Here is a 16,072-nt window from a genome sequence, read left to right as displayed (position 1 = left end):
AATTAGTTAATAAATGAACGCTTTTACCCAGACGTTTTTGGGCTTCGTCGCGTTGTTTCTGATGCCGTCCGAACGTAAAGATTCGCGCACCGTATGAACCCAGTTAGATGGCACTGGCCCGACTGATTCCGGTTTATGCCGCCCGCGATAACAATTCGTTTACCATTCAGCGATTCGCCAGCCGTGTGTGTTTGCGGCTCCGGAGCGTTCGTTTGTAGGTATAAATCAGGAATAAAAGAATGGGAGATCAGACCTGATCTCCCGGATTCCATTCCACCCGAAGCCGTTGATTTCCCTGAACCCGGTAATCATAATACTGACCCGTTTTTTCGACTGGCTTAAGTGCTGAACCGCCCGGATTATCCTCGTCGAAGAGTTGCACGGTTGGCAGCTTCCGGTTTTTGGGCAACAACCGAACCCGGCACTGGCAGTCGGCCGTACCCGCCAGCCGGATCACGGCGTAGCCGCTACGTTTGCCCGTCAGCCGGTACTCCGCCTGGTAAATAGGATAGTCTGAAAAAACCACGACTGGCATATCGGCAAACTCCTTGTAGGCATAGGTAGTCAGAATATAGGCCAGAGCTCCTCCGTACACTTCCTGACCTACTTCACCGGCCTGGGTCCAGCCCGTCGAAATATCTTCCAGCGGCATGGGCAGGTCCCGAATAATCCGCCCCTCACGGGGCTGTTCACAAACCATCTCCGCAGGTAATTCCGATGGATAATAATACCGCCCCCGGTGCAGGAGGTATTTTATATATTCGGAATACAACAAGCGGATGGAATCGGGCACATCCCTGCCAACCTCTTTGAGGTAATTCAGCATGGTGGCAAAAATTTCGGCTTCTTCATAAGCCGCCAGGTAGGGCGCATCTTTCAGCGGAGCTACGCCCATGAACGTGCTGCGGGTCTTCCCAAAGCCAAAATTGCCTTCCCAAATCCACATGCGGGCGATCACGTTGGCAATGCTGAGTCGGCTCAGATCGAAATAGAGTCGGTTACCGGTAATTTTCCAGAGTTTGGCCAGCGTCAGCGAACTCATCACGGTGATGTTCGTCTGATACAACAGTTCAAAGCCTTTGCCCCGCAACCGATCGGCCGAGGCTATGGCTTCATCCAGAAACCGCGGTTCTTTGGTCAGTTCGTAAGCCTGAAGCATCACATGGGTATACAACCCGGCCACATCCAGTTCACCCCCTTTTCCTTCATTCGTTTCGGCCTTTACGATTTCCAGCGTTCGAATATCATAAAACACCGGCCAGTCATACTTGAACGCATGAGCAGCCTTTATTGCAAACTCCAGCGAGCGAAACAACAGCTCTTTGGCTTCGGTGTCGCCCTTTTCGGCGAGCCGCCCCAGGTTCATCAGCGTATGCAGCAGGTACCAGGAGTCGATTTTATTTGAATCCTGTTCCTCATTGCGGTTCTCGTCTTTAAAAGCTTCGCCCGGTAACCAGCGCATGATGACCTCATGCTGGTTATCATAGAAAGAAGGTAAATTTTTTTGGAGCTGTCCAGCCAGAGGAATCGGTTTCCCCAACCATTCCTGGTACTCCCAAAGCGGTACCAGAATGGCCAGTTGTACCATGCTTTCGGGCGGTTTTCGGGTTGCATCGACGTAGGCATTGAGGTAGTACTGCTTCTGAATCCGGCGTCCGCAGTGCGAGGATTCAGTCAGGGCCTGAATTGTTCGTTCAGCGATTTTCGGCCAATCAAAATAATCGGTTTCGGGTTTAGGCAAGTGTTTGTAAAGGCAGGCCATTGCCTCCAGAAATTGGTCAGCGGCTTCAAATTCGCTTTGCGGAACCGATTCGCTGCAATACATGAAAGCATCCGACAGCACAATTTCTTTCCCGGCTTCCAACGGTTTTTCGGAAGAAGGCAGTGCAAAACCGGCTTCCGGCCATTGCACTTTAACGGAGTTGGACGGTTCCGTCTGGGTGACCTGGCAGTAGTCGTTGAGCGCCGTAAAGTTCTGAAAGTATAAGATCGACCCTTCTGCAGGCTGGGTGATTGACAGGTAAGTCATCCCAGAGGTCGGTCCGTTCTGCGTGACATACACCATTCCTTCAGTTGTTAAGGGGTCATAATCAGTATCCAATAGATACAAATCCCGGGGAAAAGCCTGTACTGTGAAGGGCTGTTTGGGCTTCAGAGAGGTGGTATAACGAAGCAGGGGTTGATGCGGAAGCGGCCGCTCGATCACCACCCGGAAAACGCCGATCGCGCCCTGCACCCGGTATTCGACTAGCGTGTCCGTCGCCCGAAGGTGTTTATAGCCCTGAATTCCCTGCGGATCGAAGCACGTCCGAATCGCAAGTTTACCCGCCTTCCCCCACTCCCCGATCAGCCAGAGGGAATTGGCCGTCAGGCCGATTTTTAGAGTGCCCGGTTCGAATGGCAAAGGAACGGCATCCCAACGGGTAGCCTGATTAAGTTGCTGGCCGAGTCCATTTACCCACTGTGAGGTTTCTTCGGTTTTTGTAAAAGTTTGCCAATAGGTGGGACTGTTGTAAGATTTTGTTTGCATGGTTCCTTTAGGTTTAAACCTGCTATTTTTCATACTAACCCCTATACGTCAAAATGTCCCGCTTTTTTACCAAAAAGTAAGGGAACGGAATCTTTCGGGTTGTGTGATGGTCATTATTCAGATCTTCATACGACCATTGTCTCACTCCGAAAAACATTATCGAACTGACCGGCTTCTACTACCAATTAACGTAGGAACTATACGTATGAGTTTTATAGATGAATTACTCGACTGCCCGATGGGAATCACTTATCTATCGGGGGCCAACAATTACACCTGGCTGAATTTTGCGAACGGAAGAAAAACATTGATCAGTAAACCACTGCGTTATTTTGAAACCCGATTAGACCAGTTTATTCGAGTTCATAAAACCGCCCTGATCAATCCTCAGTTCGTTCGGGACTGGATAGCGCCTGCGCGCTCGAAAATGGCAGGAACAGTCCGCATGAATTGCGGCACGGTTTTACCGGTGGGCCGTCGCCGGTGGCGCCAGTTCATTGACCATGTATCGGCTTCTGCGGAGGAGCCGGTTGAAACAAAGCCTGGAAAAAACGATCCTTCCGTGATTATTGTCACCGATAGCCAAACCAAAGCATCTTGGGTACGGAAAGGCTTTCAAAGCAAGTTTGCGAACTGTCTGGTAAACCAGTTGAATCGGGGCGAGGTTATACCGGATTTGCTACTTTCATTGCCTGATGATCAGCTCCCGGCCTTGATTTTACTTGATGCGTGTTCGTCAACGACGGATCGAATGAACACCTTGCGATCGTTGAAAGAAACGCCCCGGCTGGCTTCTATTCCCACCCTATTGCTGGTACCCAGAAACACCCCGGAAACCGTTAATCTGGCGTATGCCGGATGGGCAAACTCAGTCGTAACGGTTTTGGAAGACCAAGCTATTTTTACTCGGACGATGGCCCAGTTAGGCCATTTCTGGTTTCATCTGGCGGCCTTACCATCCCGAAATTGACCGAGCTTACAGGCAGTTGATCGCGGGTCTTTTCTCCCGCTATTGCCAGGATTTGCCCATTGAATTCCGGTATAGTTACCCAGTATCAGCAGGTCGGTCGAACTGATCGCAGAGAATAAATCTTTTGAACGTAAATGTATGCGTGTATGAACAGAGAACCGTCAAATCGGGATCGCAGCCTTCGCAACGCCAGAATACTGGTTGTTGAAGACAACCCGGATCAAGGAATCGTTATTCGAAAGGCATTACAACAGACTTTCCCCGATGCCCAGCTCGTGCAGGTCGGTACGCCGGAACAGGCAATATCCTACCTGGAAGAATTGAAGGATTGTGAGTGGAATATACCCCAGTTGATTATCCAGGATTTATACATGCCGCAACGGGAAGATGGATGGCAAATATTGGACGCAATCCGGCATTTCCCTATGCCGATTTGTACGATTCCAGTCATTATGCTGAGTTCTTCCGATCATCCCGACGATATTCGGGAAGCTTACGAGCGGGGAAGCTCTTGCTATGTCGTAAAACCGTTTGCCTTTGACCAATGGCTGGAACGTTTCGACGGCTTGCGACAATACTGGTGGAACACCGCTAGCCTGCCCACCGTTCGCTATTCTTTTTAACGGCCGGTCCAGGAAAATCCGGATTAAAAAACTTAATGCGCGTGGTGGGGTAGCGGTTCTTTTTCCGTACTCACTTTCAACTGCCGGATTTCGCCCTGCTCCCAGGCGTTGGCCCCCGGCTGAACTCTGGGCATCGGAATATCCGCCCGGTTCCGGTTTTTCTCCGCGGTAGAAATCTGAAACCGTTCATCCCGCCGACGGAGCAGGCTGTCGGCCAACTGGCCTTCTTTGGTAAACCCCATCATTACCAGCGGATGGCCCAGCGGGAGCTTCAAATCCCGATCCGTATGCCAGGTATGGAAGGTTTTTCCGTAGGTTGAAACCAGTTTTTCCATCAATTCGTGTTCGGCAACCAAGGGCAAACCGGGAGCAATCAGGCTTCCTGATTTCACCTCGTGGTGGTGGCTGTGCCAGAGTTTCTTTTCTTCGTCGGGCAGGGTTTTGAACAGACGCTCAGACACGATGTATTCGACGCCCATCATTTTGGCGTCCTTGCCGTTGCCGTCGAAAATTATGCATTGAACGACGTCTTCATTCAGTTGGGTGCAGTAATGATGGGCTTCCATTTGCCCCTTTATATTCCCGCTGTAAAAATGAAAACCATCCAGATACATGCTCATAGCCTGGAGCGGAGCTTTGTTTTGCAACAAATCCGCACCGGTTTCAAGTACTTCGGTTTTGGTGGTTTTGTCGTCCCCTGGCGACTCGACATTGGACGAGGTATTTTTTCCACCACAGCCCGTCAAGCAGATGAGCAGAACCCAGACCAGGGTTGAATATCCGTGTTTATACATTGTCAGAGGTTAATTTGGCCCCCAGGTACTCCCGGTTGAGTCGGGTGATGTGATCCAGTGAGATGGATGCCGGGCATTCGACCGAGCACGCTCCCGTGAACGAGCAGGCTCCGAATCCTTCTGCATCCATCTGGGCTACCATTCGCTCGGCCCGGAGATGGCGCTCGGGCTGCCCCTGGGGCAGAACCGCAAACCGGGATACCTGGGCCGCCGTGAACAGCATCGCCGACGCATTTTTACAGGCCGCAACGCAGGCCCCACAGGCAATACAGGCGGCCGCGTCCATCGACTGTTCCTGTTTCCCGCGCGCAATCAGAATTTCGTTGGCGTCGGGGGCCGCCCCGGTATTGACGGAGATATACCCACCCGCCTGAACGATGCGATCAAAAGCCGACCGATCAACCACCAGATCCTTGACAACCGGAAAGGCCCGGGCCCGCCAGGGTTCCACTACAATCGTGCTGCCGTCCTCAAAACTACGCATGTGTAACAGACAAGTCGCCCCGCCGGTCTGAGGCCCGTGAGCCCGGCCATTGATGAACATGGCGCACGAGCCGCAAATGCCTTCCCGGCAATCGTGGTCAAACACAACCGGATCTTCGCCCCGGTGGAGCAAATCCTGGTTCAGCACGTCGAACATCTCCAGAAACGACATATCCGGGGACAGATCGGTTACCTGATAGTCTACGAGTTTGCCGGGCGTTTGGCTATTTTTCTGCCGCCAGACCTTTAAGGTTACATTCATCACATACGGTTTTCTGATCAACACCTTGTGGTACAAACACTGAAAAGCGGGCGAGTAAACTACAAGCTATCATCAGCTTATCTGGCACCGTCTGGTGAACAATGGAGAAATAAGGTCGCTTAAAAAAGTGAGGATTTGGACACCTGCTTATCCAAACATCGGTTGCCCACATGCTTATCGATCACGGTTTTAGAATGGTCATCGGCGAGATTGCTCCCGAGGTTGACAAAACTCCGGCTTACCTGGCTGACCCCGCACGCCTTCTTTCAGACAATGCTCCACCACTTTTTTAAAATCGGATCGCCAGCGGCCAAAATTGTCATTGCCGTAAAGAACCGGAATATTCAAATGCAACCTGACCTCACCGCCGAAAACCAGACCTTTCTAAAGAAAATAGTTGGGGTGATTTCCCGGTACTTCACCCACTAACCTATCGCTATTACGAATTCTAAGCTGCTGCCGGATGGACTTAGGTTTGATCCCAAACAATCAGATAATGGATGCAGACGGTACTTTAGAGGCAATCTATCTCTATCTTTCAGCCGTAAAAAGTTTTCGTATAATCCACTCGACCAATGGCCTCTGGTTTTTTTGCAATTTTAGATGATATCGCTGCCTTAATGGATGATGTTGCTTTAGCAACAAAAATAGCCACTCGCAAAACCGCCGGTATACTGGGTGATGACCTGGCGGTAAACGCAGAAAAGGCGACGGGATTCCTGGCCGACAGAGAATTGCCCATCCTGTGGTCTATTACGAAAGGCTCATTCATCAATAAACTCATTATTGTTCCGATTGCCCTGCTGCTGAATGCATTCTTTCCGGTCGCCATCACCTTCATCCTGCTGCTGGGCGGTTGTTACCTGGCCTATGAAGGGGGCGAAAAAATAATCGACTACTTTGGTAAGGAAAAGGCACCCAAACAGCAGGCAATCTCGGATAGCCCGCAAGTCACTCCTCCTGTCGACCAGGAAAAAGTCAAAGTAAAATCCGCCATAACGACGGATTTTATCCTTTCCGTAGAAATTGTCATCATTGCGCTGGGGTCGGTTGCCGGACAACCCTCCATGATACAAATTTTGACGGTGTCCGTGGTGGCCCTGCTGGCGACGGTTGGCGTCTATGGCCTGGTAGCGCTCATTGTCCGAATGGATGATGCTGGCTACAAGTTGATCAAACGGTCGAACCATACGGGTTTCCTGTCAAAACTGGGCCATGTGCTGGTTGGCGCTCTACCAATTATCGTCCGGATTTTAAGCGTGGTGGGGACGTTGGCTCTTCTGCTGGTTGCGGGCGGAATATTTGTGCACAACATCCACTACCTGCACACCTTATTTCCGGGCCTTCCGGCCATCCTGAAAGAATTTGGGGTTGGTTTGGTGGTCGGATTAATACTGGCCGGCGTTGTTGCCGTTTTCAAGTCGCTTCGGCGTTCTTCTAACAAAGGATAAACTCAATCGGCGTCTACGGTTTGTCGGTTTTGTGCCGGGGCACCCATACAAAGGCTCATGCGTTTACTCTTTTAACGCCTTTGATGCGCCGGAAGGACGTTTCTGGGGCGTCGTGGTAGGCCCGAAAATGGTGATTTTTCCATTTTTCACCTCCATGCGGTCGATACAAACCACTCGCTCACCCCCGGTTTTGGCCGTTCTGGCGTGGTATACGCAAAACATTTCCCGACCGTCCGGCGAGTAGGCTATGCTGTTGTGCCCGGTGCCCGTAACCGAACCTCCCTGGTCGGTATTTTTCTGCAATACCGGATTGTTAGCCGCTTTTTTGAAGGGACCCAAGGGGGAGTTGGAGGTGGCATAACCAATGGCGTAAAACTGACCGCCGAAATGGTTGGCCGAATACATCATGTAATACGTATCGTCCTTTTTAAACGTGACGGAACCCTCCGTCCAGCGACGGTTGACTTCGCGGGCCGTAACCGAGCGACTTTCCCATTCGGCCTGCTTGTCGTTGAGCTGAACCGGGGGCCGCAGCAACAAAACCGGTTCGCCAACGACACCGGAAAAATCCGCTTTGAGCTCGACCCCATACACCCAGCTTTCTTCAATCTCCTCATACCACCCTTTTTTCCGGGCCAAATCGGCCACTTCGCTCTCGACCGGGTGTTTATAGCAGCAACGCGAATAATAGAGATAGACTTTTCCATTCGGGTCAAAAAACACATTGGCATCGATGATGGGATACCCCGGATCAAAAATAGGCTGGTCGGCCAGATCGATGAAAGGCCCCGTAGGCTTGTCGGCAACGGCCACGCCGATCCGGAAATTTTCCACTTCCCGGGTGGGGTTTACCTTCCATTGCGCACTGTAAAACAGATAATATTTCCCCTTCACTTCGTAAACCTCAGGGGCCCAGTACGCCCCGCCCCAACTGGCTTTGGGATCACTCCAGCCATTTTTGTTCGTGTGAAAATACACCTGTCCCTCGGCTTTCCAGGAAACCATATCGTTTGACGAATAAGCGGCAAACCCCTTCTCCGCTCCACCGCCCGTGCCGTACATATAATAGGTACCCTGGGTGTATAAAATGTAAGGATCTCCAAATTGGATCGGCAGGGGATTGGAAAAAGTAGCTTTTGCCGGGCCATCGACCGGGGCCTTCTGTGCCCGCACAGCGCGTAAAAAGGGGGTACTGAAAAAAAGGAGCAGGAGGAGTACGGGTTTCATGGAATTGATCTTTTGACACAAGCCAGAACTTGATGAACGATGACCGGATTGTGCATTTCTTCGTGCAAACCGGAAAGCACGAAGGTAAACGGTAAATCTAACATTCCATAAACGCCCCGTTAGCTTTGGGCCCAGACAGCCTGTGTGCGGAGCAAACTATCTGGCTGCCCGGAGCGTATGTATTGACGACTCCGCGTGTTGTTGTCAGCTCAAAAAGGAACCAATTTATCCATTTGCGTCAGCACTAAAAATGACAGCCGACCAGCGAACCCGATTTTCCAAAATTGCTACGTTCAGTAAAAAGTATATCTACGAATAGTAACATATCGAAAAAGTGTTCTTATTTGATGGTGAGGGTAATTCAAAGGTGTGAATGAAACAGATTGACAGTCACTTGATCCTGTTGTGGTTGATTTGGGGATGGTTGTTCAATCCCTGTTCTTTCGTGCTTGCGCAACCTCATAAACTGCCCGCGCCCGCGTTCATCACCGACCGGCAAGGGCTGCCTCAGGCGTTTGTACCGTCCATTGTGCAGGACCAAAAGGGATTTATCTGGATGGCGACCCGCGACGGTCTGGCCCGCTACGATGGCAGTCAGTTCAAAGTGTTTCAGCCTGATCCGAACCGGCGCCCTTCCCTTTCATTTGCCGGAATTACCAAACTGAAAGTGGATCCCAACGGAAAGATCTGGATTGCCTCAGAGCGCCAGGATCTCGACGTATTCGATCCGGTTACCGAACAGTTTACCAACTTTTCGCAGCAACCGGCTTTTGTAAAACTGTTTGGAAAAAACGGGATCGGCGACTTCTGTTTCGACCGCCGGGGCGAGCGGCTATGGGTCGTCCGCTCCAACACCGGTTTGGTCTCGTTCAACCTGCGTACGCAAAAAGCTACCTTGTTTCGTCACCAGCCCAACCAGCCCAACTCCCTTTCCTCCGATGTGATTGGCTTCGTTCAGTCGACGCCGGAGGATGATCTGTGGGTTTTTACCAGCAAGGGAATTGATTATTTTGACCACCGTTCGCAGTCCTTTCTTCGGCATGTCTACCAACCCGGCAAAGCCAGCTGGATGCCCGAAGCGTATTTGAACGGGTTATACCTGCGGCCCAATGGCGACCTCGTCGTTGCCTTTCACCACCATATTACAGTTTTCGAGACGGCTACGCACCAGGCCCGCAGCTATCCGATTCCGCCTTTGGAAAATGAACTGTTCAATACCTACTTCGCTGCCGATCAGAAGGGAACGATTTACTTTGCCCGGGACAATAAGTTATTTTGCTTTACCGATGCCGAAGGCCCCCGCTTGCTCCGTTCCGGGAACGAGAATGGACCCATTAATTACCGCAGTATCTTCATCGACCAATCGAATGTGTTGTGGCTCGGGACTGCGGGCAACGGTATTCAGAAGTATGACTTACGGCTCAGTCCGTTTCAAACCGCAACCTACCAAACCGGTTTTGTGAAGGATTTGCTGAACAACGGATGGCTTTCTTTACCACCCGATCAGATCCCCCCGCTCGACCCGTCTTTGTCCAACTACAACTTTCGCCATACCTTCGATGGACAGGGGCGGCTCTGGTACAATGTCGGAAGTTCTGATCTGTACCGGGTTGATCTCAAGACCCGGAAATCCGAAAAAATCCCCTTTCCCGTCCGTTTTAAAAACATTGCCATCGGCGAACGGCTCTGCCCGCTGACCACCGACCGCCAGGGGCAGGTGTGGGCGTTTCTGGATTCCACGGCGTATCGGTATGACGAATCACCAGGGCGGTGGACCCGTTTTCCATATGCCATCCGGAAAACGACCTTGATGTTCACCGTCGATGATCAGGCCTTGTGGCTGGCAACACCGAGCGAAGGACTGGTTCGGGTCGACCGCAAAACCGGTCGACTAACCAGCTATAAAAACGATCCCGACAACCCAAACTCCCTGAGCAGCAACAATCTGTTATGCCTGGCCACCGACCCTGACCGACCCGATCGGCTCTGGATCGGCACCTTCGGCAGCGGAGCCTGTCTATTCGACAAAAAAACCGGTTTGAGCCAACGGTTGTCCGTAGCCAACGGTCTGCCCAACAACGTCATTTACTCCGTCATTCCCGATCAAAAAGGGCAGGTCTGGGTGGGGACGAACAAAGGGATTTGTAAAATTCAACGCCGGACCCTGGCGACCCAGACCTACACGACCGAAGATGGTATCCTGGCCGACGAGTTCAACCGCTACCATTTTCTGCATCTGCCGAATGACCGCATCCTGATGGGTGGTCTGGAAGGCATTACGGCGTTCTATCCGGGCCACATCCGCCCGGATTCGTTTCAGCCCGCAACCGAGATCACCACCCTTTCCATCAACAATAAACCGGTCGTTCCGGGCCCGGATTCTCCTCTCGGCGAGTTACCCGTTCAGGCCATCCACGAGCTGCGTTTACCCGACAACCAGAACTTCCTGACCATCGGGTTTGCGGCTTTGCAGTTCAACAAACCCGACAAAAACCGGTACCGCTATCAACTGGTGGGCCTGGAACCCACCTGGGTTGAAAGCCAGCGGCCCGAAGCGGTTTTTACAGATTTAAGGCCCGGCACCTATACCCTGCGCCTGAACGCAACCAATTTGACCGGTGTCTGGAGTCCGAAAATTCGAACCCTGCGCATTGTCATTCATCCGCCCTGGTGGGCCACCTGGTGGGCGTATACTTTCTACACCATCGCCGGGGTCGGAATTGCCTACGGTCTGTTTCGGAATTACGTCAACCGGCTCAAAATGCAGCAATCGATAGCGCTGAAAGAACACGAAGCCGCGAAACTCCGGGAACTGGATGAAATGAAAACCCGGTTTTTTGCCAACGTCACCCACGAGTTCCGAACGCCCCTGACACTGATCCTGTCGCCCGCCGAACAGTTGCTGCAACAGCCCCTTGAACCCGGAATTCAGCGCCGGGTTTCGATCATGGAGACCCAGGCGCGTCACCTGCTGCGGCTCATCAACCAGTTGATGGACTTTTCCAAACTGGAAGCCAACCTCATGACCGTCAACGAGTCGCTGGGGGACATAGGCCAGTGTGTTGATCAGTGGCTGTTGCCGTTTCGGGAACAGGCGTCAGCACTGGGCATCGATCTGGTCTTCGAAAATGCGTTGCGGTCCCATTATTGGTTCGATTCGGACAAGCTCGAACCGATCGTCTATAACCTGGTGTCGAATGCCCTGAAGTTTACGCCGGAAGGGGGGCAGGTGCGGGTTCAAATTCACCCCCTGCAAGGAACGCAGCAAGAGGTTGAACTCGTGGTAAGTGATACGGGGATTGGCATTCCACCCGCCAGTTTGCCATTGATCTTTGATCGGTATTATCAGGTAGAAGCGAGACCGGAATCCCCTCCAAACCGACCCTTGGGAACGGGCATCGGGCTATCGTTGGTCAAAGAACTGGTGGAGAGCCAGCAGGGGCAGATCACGGTGGAGAGCCGGGAAGGACTGGGCACGCTCTTCCGGGTCTGGTTGCCGGTTCGAATGGCGCAACCGACCGAAAAGGGCCGATTGGCCGATGAGGGGCAGTTGATACCGTCCAATGAAAACGGGAAGGACGAACCGGTTCGAATTTTGGTCGTAGAAGACCATGTCGAACTGGCGCAGTTTATCACCGAGAGCCTGTCTGCCGGGTATGAAGTGGATCAGGCCCGCAACGGACAGGAAGGGTTGAATCTGGCCCTTGAACGAATGCCGGATGTCGTCATCAGTGATGTGATGATGCCGGTGATGGATGGCTATACGCTGTGTAACCACCTGAAAAGCGACCTGCGGACCCACCACATTCCGGTGGTGCTGCTAACGGCAAAGGTCGCCTATGCGGATCGGATCGAAGGCTTGACGCGGGGAGCGGATGAATACCTGACCAAACCGTTTCATGTACAGGAGTTGCAGTTGCGGGTGCGGAATCTGCTCGAAAACCAGCGTCGGCTGCGGGAGCAACTACAGGCCGGGTTGACGCATCCCGCCCCCCCGCAACCGGTTCAGGCCCCGGTATCCGTCGATCCGTTGCTGGCCGGCATCACCCAACTCATTGAAACCAATCTGGACAACACGGCATTTCGGGTCGAAGACATCGAGAAGTATACGAACCTGAGCCGGATGAGCCTGTACCGCAAGATGAAAGCAGTGACGGGGGTGACGCCCGGTGATTTCATTCGGGTACACCGGCTGAAGCGATCGGTTCAGTTGCTGGAAGAGGGAAGAGCCGTATCGGAAACCGCCTACCTGGTGGGCTTTGACTCCCCCGCGCATTTCACCAAGATGTTTCGGCAACACTACCAGGTGACCCCGAGGGAGTATCAGGCAAAGGTCAAACTGGACTAGCCAAGGCACGCTGAAGCCACACCGCCCCCCCACATTTTTACGGATTGGATAAGCGCACTTCTCATGGTGGCAAACCGACCAGACCGTTGCCACAATTCTACCAAAAACGATCGCAATTATCCCAACTTTAACCCCATGAGCATGATTTTTGGGGATCAATGTCCATTTTTTGATCCGTGGGAAGATTGTTATAGGAATTGGGAAAATTGCGATAGTCAGTTTGTGAATCGAAGACTACGTTTGGGCCATTTCCGACCCGGCACCTAAACCGCCCGGGGTATACTTATGAAAACAAAGCTACCCTTCCCTGGACCGATTGGTCTTTTCGTCACCTGTACTCTGCTGCTTTTCAGTGTTCTGACGGCTTCCGCTCAGATCAAGTACGTAACCCCAACCGGCAACGGTACGCAAGACGGCGATAGTTGGACAAATGCCTATCCCGCATCCCAATTACAGGCCGTGCTGTCCCAATCACCTGCCAGTACCACCGTGTTGGTGGGGGCTGGACTCTACAAGCCAACGGCCACGACCGACCGAACGCAATCGTTTTCCATTGCTTCGGGCGTACAGGTGTACGGGGGGTATACCGCCGGAACCGATGTCCGCACGACGAATCCATCCAGTACCACCTTATCGGGTGACATCGACAATAACTCTACGCTGGATGATGGCAACAGCTATCACGTCGTTCAATTTAAAAATGCCAGCGCCCAGACCCGGCTCGATGGCATAACCATTACGGGTGGCTATGCCAATAACCTGGACGGCAATCGATCGGGAGGAGGGATGGTCAATGACGGCAGTGGTTCGGGCAACCAGAGTAACCCGACATTGAACCAGTGTACGTTTATTCAGAACTTCGCGTACGAAGGTGGTGCCCTGTACAACAATGGGAGAGAAGGAGGAGTCAGTAGCCCCATCCTGACAGACTGCCGGTTTATTCAGAATTTAAGCGGTGTCTATAGTTTCGCCAATGACGGAGGAACCACGAGTCCCAGCCTGACCAATTGTAGTTTTTCTCAAAACCGGGGCGCATTCAGGACCTATGTTGACGATGGCGGAACTTCCAACCCCATCCTGACGAATTGTAGTTTTACCCAGAATACCTTTTATGCGCTAAGGACAGAATCCGCTTCCGATGCGGATGAAACCGGGAATTTGTCGGTTAGCCATCCCAGAATAACCAATTGCAGTTTCATCGAGAACACGGAAGGGACTGCCGTCGACAACAACAGTCAAAACGGTTTGCTGGAGCCGGTCTTTACCAATTGCCGCTTCATCCGCAACGAAGGAAGCCGGGGTGGAGCGGTGGAAAACGATGCCAATACACAGGGCAATCTTCAATTGACCATGCTCAATTGCATTTTTATCGGCAACCAGGCCGACCTCGGAGGAGCCATTTTTAATGACCTCTTTGGACGAACAAGTGATGGCACGTCGGCTTTGAATCGTTCGATGCTGATCAATTGTAGCTTCTACCAGAATACGTCTACCGAGAATCAAGGTAACGTCATCTATAATGAGGGAGGCATCGATACGGATGGTGGAGGTACTTCGACGGTTCGTTCGATTCACAGCCTGATCAACTGCATCCTGTGGGATAACGGCGGGGCAACTGCTTTTTTTAACGCGGTTGAAGAGGGTGTAAATTTATCACTCACGGTTGCCCACAGCCTGATCGAAACCGGGGCGACCGGTTTTATGGATAGTGGCGACAACCGGGTTGGTCAGGATCCGAAATTCACCGATGCGGCCAGTGATGACCTGAGCCTGACGGCCTGCTCGCCCGCTATCAATGCCGGAACGAACAGCGCTACGGCCCTTAACGGTGTTACCACGGATCTGGCCGGCAATTCCCGGTTTTTCAACGACGGCCCCATCGATCTTGGGGCGTATGAGTTCCAGGGCTCTCCGCTGGCCGCACTCCTGCTTACTTCCAACGTTTCCACCCAACCGGTTTTTCAGAACACCCCGGGCGTCGCCCTTTCCATCACCGGTTGCACCACTGGCACCCTCAACTGGACCGGCCCCAACGGCACCAGCGGTACCGGAACCGCCATCGCCGTGCCCACCTCCGCCACCGGTACGCTGGTCTACTCGGCCACCTGCACCACTGGCAGTTGTTCCGCTACGGCGTCCACTACGATAACGGTTTCGCCCCCACTCATTACCGGCTCCTTCGACGGTTTTGTCTACGGTGCTGACTGTGCCACCTTCCGAGGATGGGCCTGGGACCGCAACAAACCCAACTCCCCCGTCCCCGTCGACATCCTCGACGGACCCAACGTCATTGCTTCCCTCTCCGCCGACGTCTTCCGACAAGACCTGCAATCCGCCGGAAAAGGCAACGGACGACACGCCTTCTTCTTCAACATCCCTGACAATCTGAAAGATGGCTTGTCCCACAATCTCTCCGCCCGCGTCAGCGGCAGCAGTTTCATCCTGAAGGATTCCCCCAAAGCCCTCATCTGTCAGGGAACCGGATCGCCCGCCAACAAAGCCCCCGTGCCCCCCTCGCCAACCATCCTCATCGCGCCCCTGGTGGCCCAGGTCGGCGTGCCCTTCTCCGGTACGCTCGTCGCCTTCACCGATCCCGAAGCCCAACCCCTCACCTACCAGCTCACCGGATTGCCCGACGGTTTGTCGATCAGCATGACCAGCCGGGTGATCTCGGGCACACCGACGCAAGCAGGCACCTTCGTGCTGACCTATTCGGCCAGCGATGGCGTGCTGACCAATTCCGTCAGTTTTCCGCTGACCATCAACCCCGCTTCCACCACGACCGTGACGGGCAGCTTCGAGGGCTATCTCGACAAGCTCGACTGTGGCGGCATCCGCGGCTGGGTCTGGGACCGCAACAAGCCCAACACCCCGCTCACGGTGGAATTCTATCTGGAGGGATCGGGAACGGTTCTGGGCAGTACGCTGGCCAACATCTACCGCCAAGATCTGAAAGACGCCGGGAAGGGCAACGGAGCGCATGCCTACAACTTCACGCCACCGGGCAGTGTGACCAACGGGACGCTGATTCGGGCGCGGGTGCTGGGCAGCACCTATGACCTGAAAGGCGCCCCGAAGGCCTACCAGTGTGCCCCGGCCCGGTTGTCGGCCGAAACCGCTTCGCAGCTTGCGGTAACGGTGTTGGGCAACCCGGTTTCGGATCAGGTGGTGGTCGAAATCCGGGGGGCGGAAGGCCAGCCGCTCCGGTTGCAACTGACGGATGCCGGGGGGCGGCTGATCGGCCAGCGGCACATTGACGCGGCAAAACCGGTAGAGCGGCCGACGGTATCGGTTCAGGGACAACCGGCAGGCTTACTGTTCTTACAGGTCAGTAGTGGCCTGAAACAGGTCAGTCTGAAAATCCTGAAGCAGTAAATAGGATAA

Annotated in this window: 10 protein-coding genes; 6 read left to right on the top strand and 4 right to left on the bottom strand. The window is 53.2% G+C overall.

The annotated features are described in order from the left end of the window. Positions 1–247: 247 nt before the first annotated feature. Entirely contained in the window at positions 248–2,530 is a 2,283-nt protein-coding gene (locus tag FH871_RS09280) for a hypothetical protein (RefSeq protein ID WP_138991167.1), read from the bottom strand. A 106-nt stretch (positions 2,531–2,636) separates the two neighbouring features. Between FH871_RS09280 and FH871_RS09275 the strand changes: the two genes are divergently transcribed. Together FH871_RS09275 and FH871_RS09270 are read left to right on the top strand one after the other, a co-directional pair. Continuing rightward, positions 2,637–3,500: a response regulator transcription factor gene (locus FH871_RS09275; RefSeq protein ID WP_229317201.1), complete on the top strand. Its 864-nt coding sequence runs from the start codon at positions 2,637–2,639 to the stop codon at positions 3,498–3,500. Positions 3,501–3,646: 146 nt separating this feature from the next. Further along, positions 3,647–4,123 carry a response regulator gene (locus tag FH871_RS09270; RefSeq protein WP_171062804.1) on the top strand — a complete coding sequence of 159 codons (477 nt, stop codon included), beginning with the start codon at positions 3,647–3,649 and terminating at the stop codon, positions 4,121–4,123. Between the two features lie 32 nt (positions 4,124–4,155). On the opposite strand, the gene FH871_RS09265 is transcribed toward FH871_RS09270, so the two are convergent. Beyond that, the gene (locus tag FH871_RS09265) at positions 4,156–4,917 is read right to left on the bottom strand and encodes an OBAP family protein (RefSeq protein ID WP_138991164.1); all 762 of its coding nucleotides are present in this window, start codon (positions 4,915–4,917) and stop codon (positions 4,156–4,158) included. Then, entirely contained in the window at positions 4,910–5,662 is a 753-nt protein-coding gene (locus FH871_RS09260) for a succinate dehydrogenase/fumarate reductase iron-sulfur subunit (protein ID WP_138991163.1), read from the bottom strand. The genes FH871_RS09265 and FH871_RS09260 overlap by 8 nt, the downstream gene beginning before the upstream one ends. Before the next feature lie 273 nt (positions 5,663–5,935). Here FH871_RS09260 and FH871_RS33095 point away from each other — a divergent pair, with 273 nt between their 5' ends. Beyond that, positions 5,936–6,091 (top strand): hypothetical protein, encoded by a 156-nt coding sequence (locus tag FH871_RS33095; RefSeq protein WP_171062803.1) that lies wholly within the window; start codon positions 5,936–5,938, stop codon positions 6,089–6,091. 146 nt (positions 6,092–6,237) lie between these two features. Next, on the top strand, positions 6,238–7,113 hold the full coding sequence (locus FH871_RS09250; protein WP_138991162.1) for a DUF808 domain-containing protein: 876 nt from the start codon (positions 6,238–6,240) through the stop codon (positions 7,111–7,113). Between the two features lie 63 nt (positions 7,114–7,176). Here the strand turns inward: FH871_RS09250 and FH871_RS09245 are convergent, their stop codons facing one another. After that, complete coding sequence (locus FH871_RS09245) at positions 7,177–8,340, bottom strand: glycoside hydrolase family 43 protein (RefSeq protein ID WP_138991161.1); 1,164 nt, start codon at positions 8,338–8,340, stop codon at positions 7,177–7,179. A 445-nt stretch (positions 8,341–8,785) separates the two neighbouring features. Here FH871_RS09245 and FH871_RS09240 point away from each other — a divergent pair, with 445 nt between their 5' ends. Together FH871_RS09240 and FH871_RS09235 are read left to right on the top strand one after the other, a co-directional pair. After that, positions 8,786–12,688 (top strand): ATP-binding protein, encoded by a 3,903-nt coding sequence (locus FH871_RS09240; RefSeq protein ID WP_171062802.1) that lies wholly within the window; start codon positions 8,786–8,788, stop codon positions 12,686–12,688. 285 nt (positions 12,689–12,973) lie between these two features. Next, complete coding sequence (locus tag FH871_RS09235) at positions 12,974–16,063, top strand: putative Ig domain-containing protein (RefSeq protein ID WP_138991159.1); 3,090 nt, start codon at positions 12,974–12,976, stop codon at positions 16,061–16,063. Positions 16,064–16,072 lie beyond the last annotated feature (9 nt).

The sequence above is a fragment of the Larkinella sp. C7 genome (assembly GCF_006149005.1).
In the GTDB taxonomy this organism is placed as follows: domain Bacteria; phylum Bacteroidota; class Bacteroidia; order Cytophagales; family Spirosomataceae; genus Larkinella.
This window is presented reverse-complemented; position numbering and strand designations above follow the sequence as displayed.

Bases quoted from the DNA above. Each gene is read 5' to 3' on its own strand.
- FH871_RS09270 (WP_171062804.1), top strand. From the start codon at position 3,647: ATGAACAGAGAACCGTCAAATCGGGATCGCAGCCTTCGCAACGCCAGA.
- FH871_RS09245 (WP_138991161.1), bottom strand. From the start codon at position 8,340: ATGAAACCCGTACTCCTCCTGCTCCTTTTTTTCAGTACCCCCTTTTTA.
- FH871_RS33095 (WP_171062803.1), top strand. From the start codon at position 5,936: ATGCTCCACCACTTTTTTAAAATCGGATCGCCAGCGGCCAAAATTGTC.
- FH871_RS09235 (WP_138991159.1), top strand. From the start codon at position 12,974: ATGAAAACAAAGCTACCCTTCCCTGGACCGATTGGTCTTTTCGTCACC.
- FH871_RS09260 (WP_138991163.1), bottom strand. From the start codon at position 5,662: ATGAATGTAACCTTAAAGGTCTGGCGGCAGAAAAATAGCCAAACGCCC.
- FH871_RS09280 (WP_138991167.1), bottom strand. From the start codon at position 2,530: ATGCAAACAAAATCTTACAACAGTCCCACCTATTGGCAAACTTTTACA.
- FH871_RS09250 (WP_138991162.1), top strand. From the start codon at position 6,238: ATGGCCTCTGGTTTTTTTGCAATTTTAGATGATATCGCTGCCTTAATG.
- FH871_RS09265 (WP_138991164.1), bottom strand. From the start codon at position 4,917: ATGTATAAACACGGATATTCAACCCTGGTCTGGGTTCTGCTCATCTGC.
- FH871_RS09275 (WP_229317201.1), top strand. From the start codon at position 2,637: ATGGTCATTATTCAGATCTTCATACGACCATTGTCTCACTCCGAAAAA.